Origin of the sequence: Arthrobacter sp. NPDC080082, assembly GCF_040686595.1 — a bacterium.
In the GTDB taxonomy this organism is placed as follows: domain Bacteria; phylum Actinomycetota; class Actinomycetes; order Actinomycetales; family Micrococcaceae; genus Arthrobacter.
The window spans coordinates 424,110-438,981 of sequence record NZ_JBFBKQ010000001.1 but is presented as its reverse complement, the minus strand read 5'-3'; the positions used below and the strand labels follow the sequence as shown (position 1 = coordinate 438,981).

At 68.9% G+C, this 14,872-nt stretch carries 10 protein-coding genes; 9 read left to right on the top strand and 1 reads right to left on the bottom strand.

Annotated elements, in window-relative coordinates:
- Positions 1-7: 7 nt before the first annotated feature.
- The 7 genes from gabT (at position 8) to AB0O44_RS02005 (ending at position 10,484) form a co-directional block, all read left to right on the top strand.
- Entirely contained in the window at positions 8-1,372 is a 1,365-nt protein-coding gene (gene gabT / locus AB0O44_RS02035; protein WP_290256034.1) for a 4-aminobutyrate--2-oxoglutarate transaminase, read from the top strand.
- Between the two features lie 771 nt (positions 1,373-2,143).
- Positions 2,144-2,737, top strand: coding sequence for a hypothetical protein (locus AB0O44_RS02030; RefSeq protein WP_364133576.1), 594 nt, complete (start codon positions 2,144-2,146; stop codon positions 2,735-2,737).
- Positions 2,734-4,083 (top strand): glycosyltransferase family 2 protein, encoded by a 1,350-nt coding sequence (locus AB0O44_RS02025; RefSeq protein ID WP_364133573.1) that lies wholly within the window; start codon positions 2,734-2,736, stop codon positions 4,081-4,083. Before AB0O44_RS02030 ends, AB0O44_RS02025 begins: the two co-directional genes overlap by 4 nt.
- Complete coding sequence (locus AB0O44_RS02020) at positions 4,073-5,875, top strand: polysaccharide deacetylase family protein (RefSeq protein WP_364133571.1); 1,803 nt, start codon at positions 4,073-4,075, stop codon at positions 5,873-5,875. The genes AB0O44_RS02025 and AB0O44_RS02020 overlap by 11 nt, the downstream gene beginning before the upstream one ends.
- Positions 5,876-5,933: 58 nt before the next feature.
- Positions 5,934-7,721 carry a polysaccharide deacetylase family protein gene (locus AB0O44_RS02015; protein ID WP_364133568.1) on the top strand — a complete coding sequence of 596 codons (1,788 nt, stop codon included), beginning with the start codon at positions 5,934-5,936 and terminating at the stop codon, positions 7,719-7,721.
- 164 nt (positions 7,722-7,885) lie between these two features.
- Positions 7,886-9,481, top strand: coding sequence for an endo-1,4-beta-xylanase (locus tag AB0O44_RS02010; protein ID WP_364133565.1), 1,596 nt, complete (start codon positions 7,886-7,888; stop codon positions 9,479-9,481).
- A gap of 130 nt (positions 9,482-9,611) precedes the next feature.
- Positions 9,612-10,484: a universal stress protein gene (locus AB0O44_RS02005; protein ID WP_290256028.1), complete on the top strand. Its 873-nt coding sequence runs from the start codon at positions 9,612-9,614 to the stop codon at positions 10,482-10,484.
- Between the two features lie 12 nt (positions 10,485-10,496).
- On the opposite strand, the gene rarD is transcribed toward AB0O44_RS02005, so the two are convergent.
- Complete coding sequence (rarD, locus tag AB0O44_RS02000) at positions 10,497-11,429, bottom strand: EamA family transporter RarD (RefSeq protein WP_364134649.1); 933 nt, start codon at positions 11,427-11,429, stop codon at positions 10,497-10,499.
- A 307-nt stretch (positions 11,430-11,736) separates the two neighbouring features.
- Between rarD and AB0O44_RS01995 the strand changes: the two genes are divergently transcribed.
- Positions 11,737-13,176 (top strand): FAD-dependent oxidoreductase, encoded by a 1,440-nt coding sequence (locus tag AB0O44_RS01995; protein ID WP_290256027.1) that lies wholly within the window; start codon positions 11,737-11,739, stop codon positions 13,174-13,176.
- Between the two features lie 191 nt (positions 13,177-13,367).
- On the top strand, positions 13,368-14,780 hold the full coding sequence (locus AB0O44_RS01990; RefSeq protein WP_364133563.1) for a GAF domain-containing protein: 1,413 nt from the start codon (positions 13,368-13,370) through the stop codon (positions 14,778-14,780).
- Positions 14,781-14,872 lie beyond the last annotated feature (92 nt).

The window sequence follows — 14,872 nt, the reverse complement described above, 5'->3', positions numbered from 1 at the left end:
CCCCGCAATGACCACCACCGCCAACGAACTCACCTACCGCCTGGAGCAGAAGCGCCGCGTGCAGGCCGACTTCCCCGGCCCCAAGTCCGTCGCCCTGACCGAGCGCCGCAAGGCCGTCGTCGCCTCCGGCGTCGCGTCCAGCGTCCCGGTCTACGTCGCCGACGCCGACGGCGGCATCATCCAGGACGTTGACGGCAACTCCTTCATCGACCTCGGCTCCGGCATCGCCGTCACCAGCGTGGGCGCCTCCGACCCCGCCGTCGTCGGCGCTGTGAAGGAGGCCGTGGAGCACTTCACCCACACCTGCTTCATGGTCACCCCCTACGAGGGCTACGTCGCCGTCGCCGAGCAGCTGAACCGGCTCACCCCGGGCGACCACGAGAAGCGCACCGTGCTGTTCAACTCCGGCGCCGAAGCGGTCGAGAACGCCGTCAAGGTGGCCCGCCTCGCGACCGGCCGCGACGCCGTCGTCGCCTTCGACCACGCGTACCACGGCCGCACCAACCTGACCATGGCGCTGACCGCCAAGGCCATGCCGTACAAGACCAACTTCGGCCCGTTCGCGCCCGAGGTTTACCGCATGCCGATGAGCTACCCATTCCGCGAGGAGAACCCGCAGATCACCGGCGCCGAGGCCGCCAAGCGCGCTATCACCATGATCGAGAAGCAGATCGGCGGCGAGTCCGTGGCCGCGATCATCATCGAGCCGATCCAAGGCGAGGGCGGCTTCATCGTTCCCGCCGAGGGCTTCCTGCCGGCCCTGGCCGCCTGGGCCAAGGACAAGGGCATCGTCTTCATCGCCGATGAGGTCCAGTCCGGCTTCTGCCGCACCGGCGAATGGTTCGCCGTGAACCACGAGGGCGTCGTCCCGGACATCATCACCATGGCCAAGGGCATCGCCGGCGGCATGCCGCTCTCCGCGATCACCGGCCGCGCCGACTTGCTCGACGCCGTCCACCCGGGCGGCCTCGGCGGCACCTACGGCGGCAACCCCGTGGCCTGCGCCGCGGCACTGGCCGCGATCGGCTCGATGGAGCAGTACGACCTGAACGCCCGTGCCCGCCGCATCGAGGAGCTCGCCACCGGCAAGCTGCGCGAACTCGCCGCCGAACTCGGCGAGGGCTCCGTGGTGGGCGACATCCGCGGCCGCGGCGCCATGCTTGCCGTCGAACTGGTCCAGCAGGGCTCCAAGGAACCCAACCCGGAACTGACCAAGGCGGTTGCCGCCGCCTGCCTCAAGGAGGGCGTCATCATCCTCACCTGCGGCACCTACGGCAACGTCATCCGCCTGCTGCCCCCGCTGGTCATCAGCGATGAACTGCTCACCGACGGCCTGGAGGTCCTTGCGGCCGCCATCAAGGCGCACGCCTAAGCGCTCAGCCTCAGGTAAATCGGCCGGACGGCCGGCCCGGTTCCTAAGCCGGGACCAGTAAGCACCCGGCAGCAGTACCCGTTCGAAGCAGCACCCCCGCATCGCGGGGGTGCTGCTTTTTTGTTTCCCCTCCGTCGCTCCGGCCCCTTGGGCACCACTCACGGGCCCCGCCGGAGGCTGGCCGGGTACTAAAGGCCCTAGCGCGCGTAGCAACAGGTAGTCAGCGGGAAATACCCATGTCAGAGCCGCATTTCGGTCCGCGTAGCCCCGGGCCGCCGACTACTCAGACCGGGGCCGGCGGGGGACCTTTGCCTAGGTAATCACTCGGTCCTTTTTGTAGTACCGGCTACTCGTGTTCGCCTTCCGGCCGCCTCCGTACCGTGGAAGTGAAGAAAGGGCCGGCAGCCAATGCTGGCTGGCCCCTATGAGGGGAGTCGCCATTGAAAACCTCATCACAACTCAATCCCCGGCGAGGGACCCGGGGAACGCAGGGGAGACCTCCTGCCTGACACGGCACCCACGGCCCAGGCAACCGGAGCTTAGTCCGGTTCACTCCGCTACCGCGGACCGGCCACCACCCTGCGTTAGCGCGCCCCGCTACCGGAACCCACTCTGTTCCGGCGGGGAATGCACCGTGCGCGGCCACCGCGCCATGGACGTCAACGATGCCGATCCGTGGGGGCCGTGGCACCAACTTTTGCACGAGAGAGGGGACATGCAAATGATTCAGCTTCAACTTACCCAGAGTCCAGAAGCCCCGGGAGTCCGGGCATGACCGCCGCCATTGCCGTGACCACTGCCATCGCGGTGCCCGCGGAGACGACCTTCGGCCGGGACGGGGCGCTGTTCGAGGCTCTGCTGGCCTTCGTCGCGCAGATGAGCCTGGTGCTGTGGGCGCTCGTGATCTTCACCGTCCTGATCCGCTTCGTCGGTATCCGCGTGTACCGCCGTGCCGCCCGGCACGGTGCCACACGCCAAGCCGCCGTCGTCGCCCCGGTGGACTCCCCGGCGGACCTGCTGCCTCCGGCGGTTACCGCCGTGATCGACGCAGCCGTCGACGCGGCCCAGCCTGCGGTCTCCGCCGTGATCGACGCCGCTGTTGACCTGATCCAGCCGCCCGAAGCGCGCCCGGCCACCGTCACCGACGGCATGGCGGCGGTGGGGGCCGCTTACCCGCCGGAGGACCCGCGCGGAGGGGCCGTGCCGCCCGCCGTGCCGGCGCCCTTCCCCGCGGTTCCCGCCCTGGCAGCGCACGGGGCCGGTCCGGCCATCACGCTGCCTTACAGGAGGCCCCGCGACCGGCACGCCACGGCCCGCACCGATGAGCATCTCCCCGCCATGTCAGTGAGGGCAGCGAAGCCGTGAGCCTGGATATGCCGCTGCTGACATTCTGGCTGTTCGCCGGCGTCAGCATCCTGTACGTCATGCACTTCGGCCTGTACCTGGTCGGCGCCAATTTCTACGACGTGTGGCAACAACGCCGCAAGGCCGTCCGGGCCGTCCGCCGCCGCGTCGACTTCGAGCCGGAGTGCGCCGCGACGGCCACCTGGACCCGTCGTGCGGCGCCCGAAGTCCCGGGGCTGGTCTCGATCGTCGTCGCCGCCCACAACGAGGAAGCCGTCATTGTCCGGACCCTGGATTCGATCGGACGCAGCCTGTACCGCTCCTTCGAGGTGATCGTGGCGGACGACGCCTCGACCGACCTGACCGGCCGGCTGGTCCGGGACTACCAGGTGCGCCACCCCGGCATGAACCTGCGGATCGTGCGCATGCACCACAACGTCGGCAAGGGCGCCGCCCTGAACGCGGCGCTGCGCCGGCACGCCCGCGGCCAGTTCGTCATGACCCTTGACGCGGACTCGATCATTGCCCCGGACGCCATCTCCAACGCCCTGGCCTATTTTGAAGACCCCTACGTGGCCGGTGTTGCCGCCAACGTCAAGATCCTGGAAGAGACCACGGCGCTGGGCATCCTGCAGCGCTTCGAGCATATGATCGGCTACCGCTCCAAGAAGCTGTACTCCCTGATGAACTGCGAGTTCGTCGTCGGCGGAGTGGCCTCCACCTACCGGATGCGGGTGCTGCGGAAGGTGGGCTTCTACGACACGGACACCCTCACGGAGGACATCGGCCTGAGCGAGAAGGTCACCAGCCTCGGAAACCGCCGCTTTCGCCTGGTCTACGGCTCCGACGTCGTAGCCAAGACCGAGGGCGTCATGACCCTCCGGGCGCTGGCGAAGCAGCGCTACCGCTGGAAGTACGGCAGCCTGCAGAACCTGATCAAGTACCGCGGCATGATCTTCAACCCCAGCCGCCGGTACACGCGGACCCTGACCTACTACCGGATGCCGATGGCCCTGCTGAGCGAGTTCACCCTGCTGATCTCCCCGCTGGCGTGGACCTACGCCGTGTACTGGTCCCTGGTGACCCGCACCCCGGCGCTGGTCCTGGGCGCGTACCTCACCATCACCGCCTACACACTGATGACTATCTGGCTCGACGAGAACCTCAGTCCCCGCGAGCAGATCCGGCTCACCATCTACGCGCCCACCGCCTATTTCCTGTTCTACATCATGGACCTGGTTCAGTTGACGGCGGCGGTCCGCTGCATCGTCCGCTCCCGGGGCCTGTTCCGCCGTCCTGCAGTGAACACGTGGAAGTCGCCGCAGCGGGCCGGGAGTACGACGGCGGTGGTAGCCCATGGCACGTAGGCGCCCCTGGATCCTGAGGCTGCTGCTGAACCCCCTGGTGGTCATCGCGGCGGTGGTCGCCCTCGTGGCTGCCGGCTGGATGATGTACACGGGCGCGACCAACGGCATCGCCCAGGCCCGCCCGGGTGCGAACCTGCTGCCGACGCTGGCGCGCACTGCGGGCGGCGCCGCCGGATCTGTCTCCGGAACGGCTGCCGCGTTGCCCACCGCTGGCTGGACCGTCAACCACAGCGGGGACGCCAAAACCTCCCTCGACGTGACCGACGGGCAGGTGATCGGCCAGGCGCTGAAGCTGGACGTCACCAGCTACGCCTCGGGCGACATCACGCTGACCAGCCCCCGCGTCAACGTGGACCCGGGCAAAACCTACCTGTTCAAGGCGTATGCCGCCAGCGAGGCGGATTTCACCCTGCTGGCCCGGCACCACCACGCCGACGGCTCCGCCACCCTGGAACAACTGCGCAACCCGCTGCAGAAGCCCGGCAATTCCCCGTTCACCGTCAGCGACGCCTTCGACACCAACGACAAGACCACGGCGGTGGAGTACGTCTTCCGGATGGCCTCCAAAGGCACCCTCCGGGTCGAGGGTGCCTACCTGGAGGCGGCCGACGATGTCCGTGTCCCGCCCGCGTCCCCGGCCGGACCGAACCTGATTCCCCCACCCGGCCCGGCCGGGCCCCAGCCCGGCGACGCCGACGGCTGGGCCCCCTTCACCTACGGGGCGCTGGCCATGCAGTCCGGCCGTGGCGTGGACCAGGACGGCAGCTACTTCTGGACCCGCATCACTAATTACCAGAACGGCGAGGGGAAGTGGCAGTACCCGCCGGTGACGGTGGCCCCGGACCGGTCTTACGAATTCGGGGCGAGCTACCGGGCCGACCGTGAGGTGGACGTCGTGGCGGAGTTCGAACTGGCCGGGGGCGGACGCATATTCCGGAACCTGGCGACCCTGCCGCCGGCCGGGGAATGGACCACGCTCCGGGACGTCGTCCAGGCCCCCGCCGGAGCCGCGTCCGTGATGGTCACGCTGATTTCCCACGCCAACGGGAACACCGCGGTGCGTGGCTACACACTCAAGGACATCACCCGGCCCGGGCCGCTGCGCTGGAGCCAGCCGACGGTTTCCCTGACCTTCGACGACGGCTGGCAGTCGGTGTATGACCGGGCTCTTCCGCTGTTGAACAAGCACAACTTCGTCTCCACGCACTACATCAACGCCAGCTCCATAGAGACGCCGAACTTCATGACCGCGGCCGAACTCCAACAATTGCACCGCTCCGGGCATGAGATCGCCGCACACAGCTACCAGCACGTCGACCTCACCTCCATCGGTACCGCCCAGCTGGACGAGCAGCTGCGTAAGAGCGAGGACGGGCTGGCCGCGGCCGGCCTCGCCACCGACGACCTTGCCCCTCCGTATGGGCGGATGGATCCACAGGTCCAGTGGTACGCAGGGAAGTACTTCAACGTCATCCGCGGCACCGACGACGGCATCAACACCCGGCAGAACCTCGACCCCGAGGACCTGAAGGTCCTCTACGTCACCGACGAAACCACGCCGGAAACCCTCAAGGAAGCGCTCGCCGAGACCAAACAGGCCAACGGCTGGCTCATCGTGGTCTACCACCAGATCTCGGCTCCCGATTCGTCGGGCACCCAGGAACACACCATCGCGGCGGACCGCAGCACCATCACGAGCGACGCCCTCACCACCCAGCTCCAGATTATCGCCGACAGCGGCATTCCGGTGCAGACGGTAGCGAAGGCGTTCATGCAGCTGCAGGGACCCTGACCGCCGTCCGGCGGTGCGGCCCTGCAGCTGAGGTCACCCAAGAGATACGGAGAAATTCATGACCAGAACCAGATCCGGCTTGGCGCGGGGGCGCGCCTTGCTGATGACCGTCGGGGTGGCGGTGGGGGCCATGGGTGCCGCACTGCTCACGCCCGCCGTGGCTAACGCCGCCGTGGACAACCCTGCGGCGACTCCGCTCGTGTCCTTCACTTTCGACGACAGCATGGCAAGCGCCATCACCCAGGCCGCCCCCACGCTGCAGAAGTACGGGCTCACCGGCACCAGCTACGTGATCACCAACTGTGTCGGAATGACGACGGCGCCCAACACCTGCCGGGCGAACACCGATGTCCCGTACATGACGTGGGACCAGATCACGCAGCTGCAGAACACCTACGGCTGGGAAATCGGCTCGCACACCGTGGACCACCAGTGCCTGGTCAGCGTCGGCAATGACTGCCAGGCCACCAAGCTCACCGCCGCGCAGGTGGAGGCCGAGCTGGCCAACAGCCGCTCCGCCCTGGTGTCGCACGGCTTCAATCCGACCGCGTTCGCGCCGCCCTACGGCGACTACGACATGTCGGCCCTGGCCCGCATCGCCAAGTACTACAGCTCGATGCGCGGCTTCGCGGACACCGGCAACAACCCCTGGCCGCTGGGGGATTACCTGCTCCGTGACGTCCCCGTCCAGGAGGTCACCACCCCGGTCTCGAACCTGAAGGCCCAGGTGGACGCGGCCATCGCCAACAAGACGTGGGTGATCTTCACTTTCCACGACATCCGGCCCTCGCCCAGCCAGGTCCCGGACGACTACCAGTACGGCACCGCCGAACTGGACCAGCTGGCCGCGTACGTGAAGACCAAGGTCTCCGCGGGCCTGATCAAGAACGTCAACGTCAGCAAGGGCCTGGTCAACGGCAGCCCCAACAAGCTGCCCAACGCCTCGTTCAACAACGGCATCGCCGACGGCTGGACCACCGATGCTCCGACCGGCATCACCGCCGACTCCGGTACCAACGGCAACTACCCGGACGCGGCCAAATCGGTGAAGCTGGTCTCCGGCACCACCTCCCGCCACCTCTTCTCGCCCAAGGTTCCGGTCACGCCGGCCACGAACTACATGTTCAAGGCGTACCTCAACGTGGCCGCGATCAGCAGCGGTGAAGTGGGCTTCTACGTCGACGAATACAACTCCGCCGGTCAATGGATCTCCGGGCAGTTCCGTAAACGGGAGAACACCAGGTGGGTGGAGTCGATGAACTTCACATACACGCCAAGTTCCACCAGCGTCGCCTCCGCCAGCCTCCAGGTGTACGTCACCGGGACCGGCATCACGGCCTACGTGGACAACATGCAGATGTTCGCCCTCGGCGCCGAAACCGCCCCGCCGCCTGCCACCAACCTCGTGGCCAACGGCACCTTCGACGCCGGCATCAGCGCCGGCTGGACCACCGACTCGGCCACCACCATCCTGGCCGACGCCGCCAACCACGGCAGCCCCGCCAACCCGGTGAACTCGGTCAAGATGACGGCCACGACGGCGAACAAGCACTTGTTCTCGCCGCAGGTCGCCGTCAGCGCCGGAACGTACAAGATCGCCAGCTACCTCAACGTCACTGCACGGACCAGCGGTGAGGTGGGCTTCTACATCGACGAGTACAACTCCGCCGGCCAGTGGATCTCCGGCCAGTACAAACTCGGGGTCACCGCCGGCGGTGTCACCAACGTGGACCTGACCTACTCGCCGAGTACGACGTCGGTCGCCAAGGCGAGCCTCCAGGTCATCGTGCAGGGGAACTCCGCAATCCAGGGGTACTTCGACGACGTGCGCTGGACCAAACCGTAGAGCCTCTGCCCGGTGCACGAGGGCTGCGCGCCGGGCACAAAGAGAGTAGAAACGAAAGGACGATTGGAGACGCAATGGGCGGGCGCCGGGCATCACGGTTGGTGGTGCTGGCGTCCGTCCTTGCCTTTGCCGCGGGGTGCACGCCGCCCGCCCCGAAACCCGACGTGACCATCGACCTGCTCCGCCAGGACTGGGGACACACCCCCGGCATCACGGCCGACGGCGGCGCCCTGCAGGTCTCCGCGCTCCAGCGGACCATCGTCGAACAGGACGGCTCCGGTGGCCAGCCCAACCCGCCGGTGAACCTCGCCGGCACCCACCTGGAGGCGGCCGGGGACTTTACCCTCGCCGCCACCTTCACGAACATCGGCACCGACGCGACGTGGACCGTCTACAACCAGCCGCCGATCATCGCCGACGAATTTAGGGTCGAACCGGCCTCCCTCCGGCTCACGCTCCAGGGATCGGACCTGCACATCGCCGTGTTCGACGGGAAACAAAAGAAGGACGTGACCCGGCCGGCCCCCGTGCACGACGAGACCGTCACGCTCAAGGACCCCGCGGCCGCCCTGACGGTCAACCGGTCGGGGGACACCCTGAAAATCCTCAACGGCCCGGACACCCTCTCCTCCCAGCCGCTGGCGAACATCTTCTCCTCCGGCAGCCTCTGGTTCGGGTTCTCCACGGGAGCGGGCAGCTTCGAGGTCACCTCGCTCACTGCGACGGCGCCCGCGTCCACCGGGCTGCGGGCCTCCGGCGCCGCGGTGGCCGGCGACGGCTCCGCCCCCGGCGGCCTGCAGGCGCTCGCCGCCAAAATCCGGCCGGACTTCCGGATCGGGGCCGCCGTCGCCCTGGGACCGCTGACGGGGGACCCGGACTACGCCCGCGCGTTCGCCGGCAACTTCGGCGCGCTCACCCCGGAAAATGCCATGAAGCCGCAATTCCTGTCCCCGGCGCGCGGGCAGTACACCTTCGAGGAGGCCGACGCGATCCTGGCGATCGCGCAGAGCAAGGGAATGGCCGTGCACGGGCACACCATCACCTTCTCCGAGGCACTGCCGCGCTGGATGCAGGACCTGCCCAGCGGGACCGACGCCGAACGCCGCGCCAGCGCCGGTGCCCTCCTGGACTACGTGAATACCGTGGTGACCCACTTCAAGGGCCGGCTCGCCTCGCTCGACGTCGTCAATGAGCCCTTCGACGTGGACCAGGGCACCAGCATGCAGAAGAACGTCTGGTACCGGGTGCTCGGCGCCAACTACCCGGCCGTCATCTCCAAAGCCGTGTTCGCCGCGGACCCGGACGTCCGCCAGTACATCAACGAGAACGGCGCCGATGTCCCCGGCCGCCGGCAGGACGCCCTGCTCAAGCTCGCCCTGGACACCAACGCCGCGGGCGGCCACATTTACGGCGTCGGCCTGCAGGCCCACATCTACGACCTGAAAACGGACGCCATCTCCGCGGCCGATCTCACCAAGACCCTCGGCAAGTTCGGCGACGCCGGGCTGCGGGTGCGGATCTCGGAGAACGACGTCACCGACGGCAAAGGCAAGCAGGCCCAGGCCGAGCAATACGCCGCCGTCCTCTCCACCTGCCTGCGCTCGCAAACCTGCGTTTCCTACACGACCTGGGGCGTTGACGACCGCTACGACTGGCGGATCGAGGACGACGGGAGCCTGCAGCAGGGCCACGATTTCCTGTTCGACGGCGGCAAACCCACCCCCGCCTATGACGCGCTCCGCAAGGTCCTGGGCGGCTGAGCCTCAAACCTCCCGCATCCGCGCATTGCTGGGCTAGAGTCGTGCCAACACTGCAGGTATGCAGGCCGGCCAGCGCAGCCCGGAATCCCGGGCGGATGCCCGGTCCTGCCCGGACCCACAAGGGGTACACATGCGATACATCGTCGGCTACACCCCCAACGACCGCGGCGCTGACGCCGTCGCCCTCGCCTCCGCCATGGCCCGGGCCCAGGGCGCCCACCTGGACCTGGTCCACGTGGTGGACCGCAACACCCCGTACGTGGCGCTGAACCCGCAGGGCAACCGCGTCAGCGCGGCGGAACAGTCGGTGCTCACGGCGGAGCGGCAGGGCCTGGCCCTCGTCCCGGAGGGGCTGCAGGCCCGCTTCCACGTCCGGCAGGCGGAGTCCTTCGCCGCCGGACTGATCGACGCCGCGAAGGAATACCGGGCCGGCCTGATCGTGGTGGGCGCCGCCGGCAACGGCCTGTTCAAGAGGTTCAGCATCGGCAGCGTGGCCAACGCCCTGCTGCACGCCTCCCCGGTGCCGGTGGCGCTCGCTCCCCGCGGGTACCGGCGCACCGAACCCGTCAGCCGCCTCACCCTCGCCGTGGGCCAGCGCACCGGCGCGGAGGCGGCGATCGACGTCGCCATCGAATCGGCCGAACGCCGTGGCGTGCCGCTGCGGCTGGTCTCCCTGGTGGAGCTGGACGCCGAGGGCGACGGCGGCGAGAACGTCAACGCGGCCCACGTCCACGCCAACACGGTCCTGAGGGCGGCCGCCGAACGGCTACCGGAGGGTCACCACGTCAGCGTCGAGGTCGCCCACGGCCGGACCATCGAGGAAGCCATCGACGACCTCGAATGGGACGACGCCGAAATTATGATTGTCGGGTCCTCACGGCTGGCGGAGAAGAACAAGCTGTTCCTCGGCAGTACGGCCAACAAGGTCCTGCGCGCCCTGCCGGTTCCGATGGTCGTGGTCCCGCGGGACTACGTCCGGATCGACAGCAGCCCGGAGGACTAGGTCTATTAACAACTAGGCGGCGGCGCGGGCGCGCTTCCGGGTCACCGCGTTCCTGCGGGCGGCCCGGAGCATGTCCGCCGTCAGCAGCAGCAGCGCTAACCAGACGACGCCGAAGCCAACCCAGCGCTCCGGGGTCATCGCCTCCTTGAAGACCACCAGCGCCACGATGAACTGCAGCACCGGGGCGAAGTACTGCAGCAGCCCGATGGTGGTCATCGGCAGCCGCCGCGCGGAGGCGCCGAAGAAGAGCAGGGGCACGGCGGTGATCACGCCCGAGGCGGCGAGCAGCCAGAAGTGGCCGGAGCCGTTGCTGGTCAGGGTGGCGGCACCCGTGACCGCCAGGACCACCATCGCCACCGCGGCGATCGGGGCCAGGACGAACGTCTCCACGCTGAGGCTGGTGAGGGCGTCAACGCGCGGGCCCACCCGCTTCTTCACGAAGCCGTAGAGGCCGAAGCTGAAGGCCAGGGTCAGCGCGATCCAGGGCAGCTTGCCGTAGGAATACGTCAGGACGCCGACGGCGACGAAGCCCACCGCCACCGCCGCCCACTGCAGCGGCCGCAGCTTCTCCTTCAGGACGAAGACGCCCAGCAGCACCGAGACCAGCGGGTTGATGAAGTATCCCAGCGACGTCTCCACGGCCTGGCCGGTGGTCACGCCGTACGTGTAGGTCACCCAGTTCACCGCGATCAGGCCGGCCGCGAGGGCCAGGGTGCCGAACACGGTGCGGTTGCGGAAGGCGGCGCCGATGGCGGGCCACGCGCGGGACACGGTGATCAGCAGCGCACAGAACAGGAGAGACCAGACGACGCGGTTGGCGACGATCTCGACGGCGCCGGCCGGGTTCAACACATAGAAATAGAGCGGGAGCAGCCCCCACAGCCCGTACGCGCCGATGCCGAAGAGGATGCCCGTCGTCGTTTCCTTGTCCGCTGCCTTGTCCATGACCGAGCGCGTTGCCGCCGGGCCGGGACCGCTGCCGCGGGCGACGCCGTTCACTGCGGGGGAAGCGTCTCCCGAAGAGGTCAGGGCGGTGGGAGCGGAGGATCCGTCGGAAGTAGGCACAGGAGACATAACATCACCTCCGCGGACCCTATTCCTCCCGCCGGGCCGTGTCCGGGACTCCGCCGCACTGCGACGTCCATCACGCCCGCTCCCGTTTTCCGGGCCGGGAGCGGGCGCGGGCATCTAGAATGGAAGACTGCGCGCCGCATCGTGCCGGCGCATCCGCCAAGAGTCAGAAGGGTTCCCGGTGTCCAACTCGGCCGAATCACCGTCCAATCGTCCCCTCCGCGTCGCCATCATCGGCGCCGGACCGGCCGGCGTCTACGCCGCGGACATCCTGACCAAGTCGAACCAGGTCAAGGACGGGGACCTTGAGGTCAGCATCGACCTCTTCGAGGCTTACCCTGCGCCCTACGGCCTGATCCGCTACGGCGTGGCCCCGGACCACCCCCGGATCAAAGGCATCGTCAACGCCCTGCACAAGGTCCTGGACCGGGGCGACATCCGCTTCCTCGGCAACGTCACCTACGGCCGCGACCTCACCCTTAGCGACTTCCGGGCCTTCTACGACGCGGTCATCTTCGCCACCGGCGCGATTAAGGACGCGGACCTGAACATTCCGGGCATCGACCTGGAGGGTTCCTTCGGCGGCGCCGACTTCGTCTCCTGGTACGACGGGCACCCGGACGTGCCCCGGGAATGGCCGCTGGAGGCCAAGGAAATCGCGGTGATCGGCAACGGCAACGTGGCCCTGGACGTGGCCCGGATCCTCTCCAAGCACGCCGACGACCTCCTGGTCACCGAGATCCCGGACAACGTCTACGCCGGGCTCAAGGCCTCCCCGGTCACCGACGTGCACGTGTTCGGGCGGCGCGGCCCGGCCCAGGTGAAGTTCACCCCGCTTGAGCTGCGCGAGCTCTCGCACTCCAAGGACGTGGACATCGTCCTGTACGCGGAGGACTTCGAGTTCGACGAGGCCTCCGACGAAGCAATCCAGTCCAACAACCAGATCAAGACCATGGTCGGCACGCTGACGAACTGGATCGCCGAGCAGCCCGAGGACCTCTCCGAACTCACGGCGTCCCGCCGGCTGCACCTGCACTTCCTGCACAGCCCGGTCGAGATCCACGACGACCCCGCCCACCCCGGCAAGGTCACCGGCATGACCTTCGAGCGCATGCAGCTCGACGGCACCGGCAACGCCAAGGGCACCGGCGAGTTCGTCGACTACCCGGTCCAGGCCGTCTACCGCGCCATCGGCTACCACGGCTCGCCCCTGGCCGAACTGGAGTACGACGCCCGCCGCGGCGTCATCCCCAACGAGGGCGGCCGCGTGCTCGACACCGCCGGCAGCCCGGTCCCCGGGATCTACGCCACCGGCTGGATCAAGCGTGGCCCGGTCGGCCTGATCGGCCACACCAAGGGCGACGCCCTGGAGACCATCGGATTCCTGCTGGAGGACCGGCTCACGCTGCCCCCGGCGCAGAACCCGGACCCGCAGGCCATCATCGACCTCCTCGAGGAACGCGGCGTCGAATACACCACCTGGGAAGGCTGGAACAAGCTCGACGCCCACGAGAAGGAACTCGGCGCCGCCTGGACCGCCGCCCACCCGGCCGACGGAATCGAACGCGAACGCGTCAAGGTGGTCCCGCGCGAGGACATGATCCGGATCTCCCGCGACTGACGCCGCGGCAGTCCTGCACTGTCGACGCGCACAATGCCCGCCGCCCCCGGAATAACCGGGGCGGCGGGCATTTTCCGTATCGCAGGCCACGAACGACGTCGGTCCATCCTCTGGCGGGCGGCGTGCCGCGACCGTAGACTCGACGGGACGAGTTGCAGTGCATCGACGCCGATGCCGGCCAGGGGAGTTCAATGAGGAATCCGCTCCAGCAGCCAGCCCCGCACGGATCCTACGCCGGACCCGACCCGGAGCTGCGGCAGCGGTATGCCCGCGCCGGGCACGAACTCCTCGGCGCCGCGGGTGACACCGCCGGCCTCCCCTACGGCCCGGTCCCCGGCCTGCGGAGCCTGGTTCAGGAATCGTGGCAGCGCTCCGCCCGATCACACGCCAACCCGGACAACCCCGAGGCCCCGCTGGCCATGGACCGCGAGGAACTCGAAGAATACCGGCGGCAGCACCCCTTGGCCGCCATCATGCCCGTCATCCACAAGCTCCTCATCCTGCCCAGTCACGACAGCGGCATGCTTGTGGCCGTGGGTGACGAGGTGGGCCGGCTGCTGTGGGTGGAGGGCAACCCGGTCCTGCAGCGCCGGGCCGAATCCATGATGTTTGTCCCCGGGGCGGACTGGTCCGAGGCCACTGTGGGCACCAGCGCGCCGGGGACCGCCCTGGCCCTGGGCCGCGGCATCCAGATCGCCGGCGCCGAACACTACAAGCGCTCCGTCCACCCGTGGAGCTGCACGGCCGTGCCGTTCCACGATCCGGACTCCGGCGCCCTGCTCGGCGTCGTCGACATCACCGGCACGGAGAACGCCGTCGCCCCGCACACCCTGTCCCTCGTCGAGGCGACCGTCGCCGCCGCCCAGGCGCACCTGCGGGTGGAACGCCTGCAGCGGGAGGCGGCCCGGCTCACCACCCCCGCAGGCCGCCGCCGGACCAGCCCGGCGGCCGGCGGATCCGCCGCGACCGCCGCCGGGCGGGGCACAGGAAACGCCGGCGGCACTCTGTACCGCAACGGGCTGCAGCTGCTGGGCCGGGACCAGGCGGTGCTCACCCTCAATGGACGGACCGTCACCCTCTCGGCGCGGCACAGCGAGATCCTGGCCCTGCTCAGCTCCCACCCGGAGGGCCTCACTGCGGAGCGGCTCAGTGCCCTGCTCTATCCGGGCAGCGGCTCGCCCACCACGCTCCGGGCCGAGATGGTGCGGCTGCGGAAGGTCTTCCAGCAACTGGACCCCGCCGCCGTGCCCGAATCCCGGCCCTACCGCGTGCCGGTGGACCTGGTCCCGGACACGGGGCAGGTGCTGAGTTGCCTGCGGCGCGGAGCGCACCGGATCGCGCTGGAACTCTACCGCGGCGCCGTCCTGCCCGGCTCTGAAGCGCCCGGCGTCGTCGAACTCCGCGGCCGGGTCGCGACGCTGCTGCGCGAGGCCGTGCTCACCGACGGCAGCGCCGACGCCCTGCTGAAGTACGCCGCCCTGCCCGAGGCCCGGGACGACGTCGAGGTCCGCGCCGCGGCCCTCCGCCTGCTCCCGGCCCGCTCGCCGCGCCGGGCCGCCGTCGTCACCGAACTCGAGCGGCTCGAAGCCGAACTCAGCACCTGACCGCCCCGCACCCCCGCAGCCGCCACCGGGGCCGCAGCTCGCAACGTGACCCGGATCACCCCGATGCAACCTGGCTGCAACCTTCCCGCTCC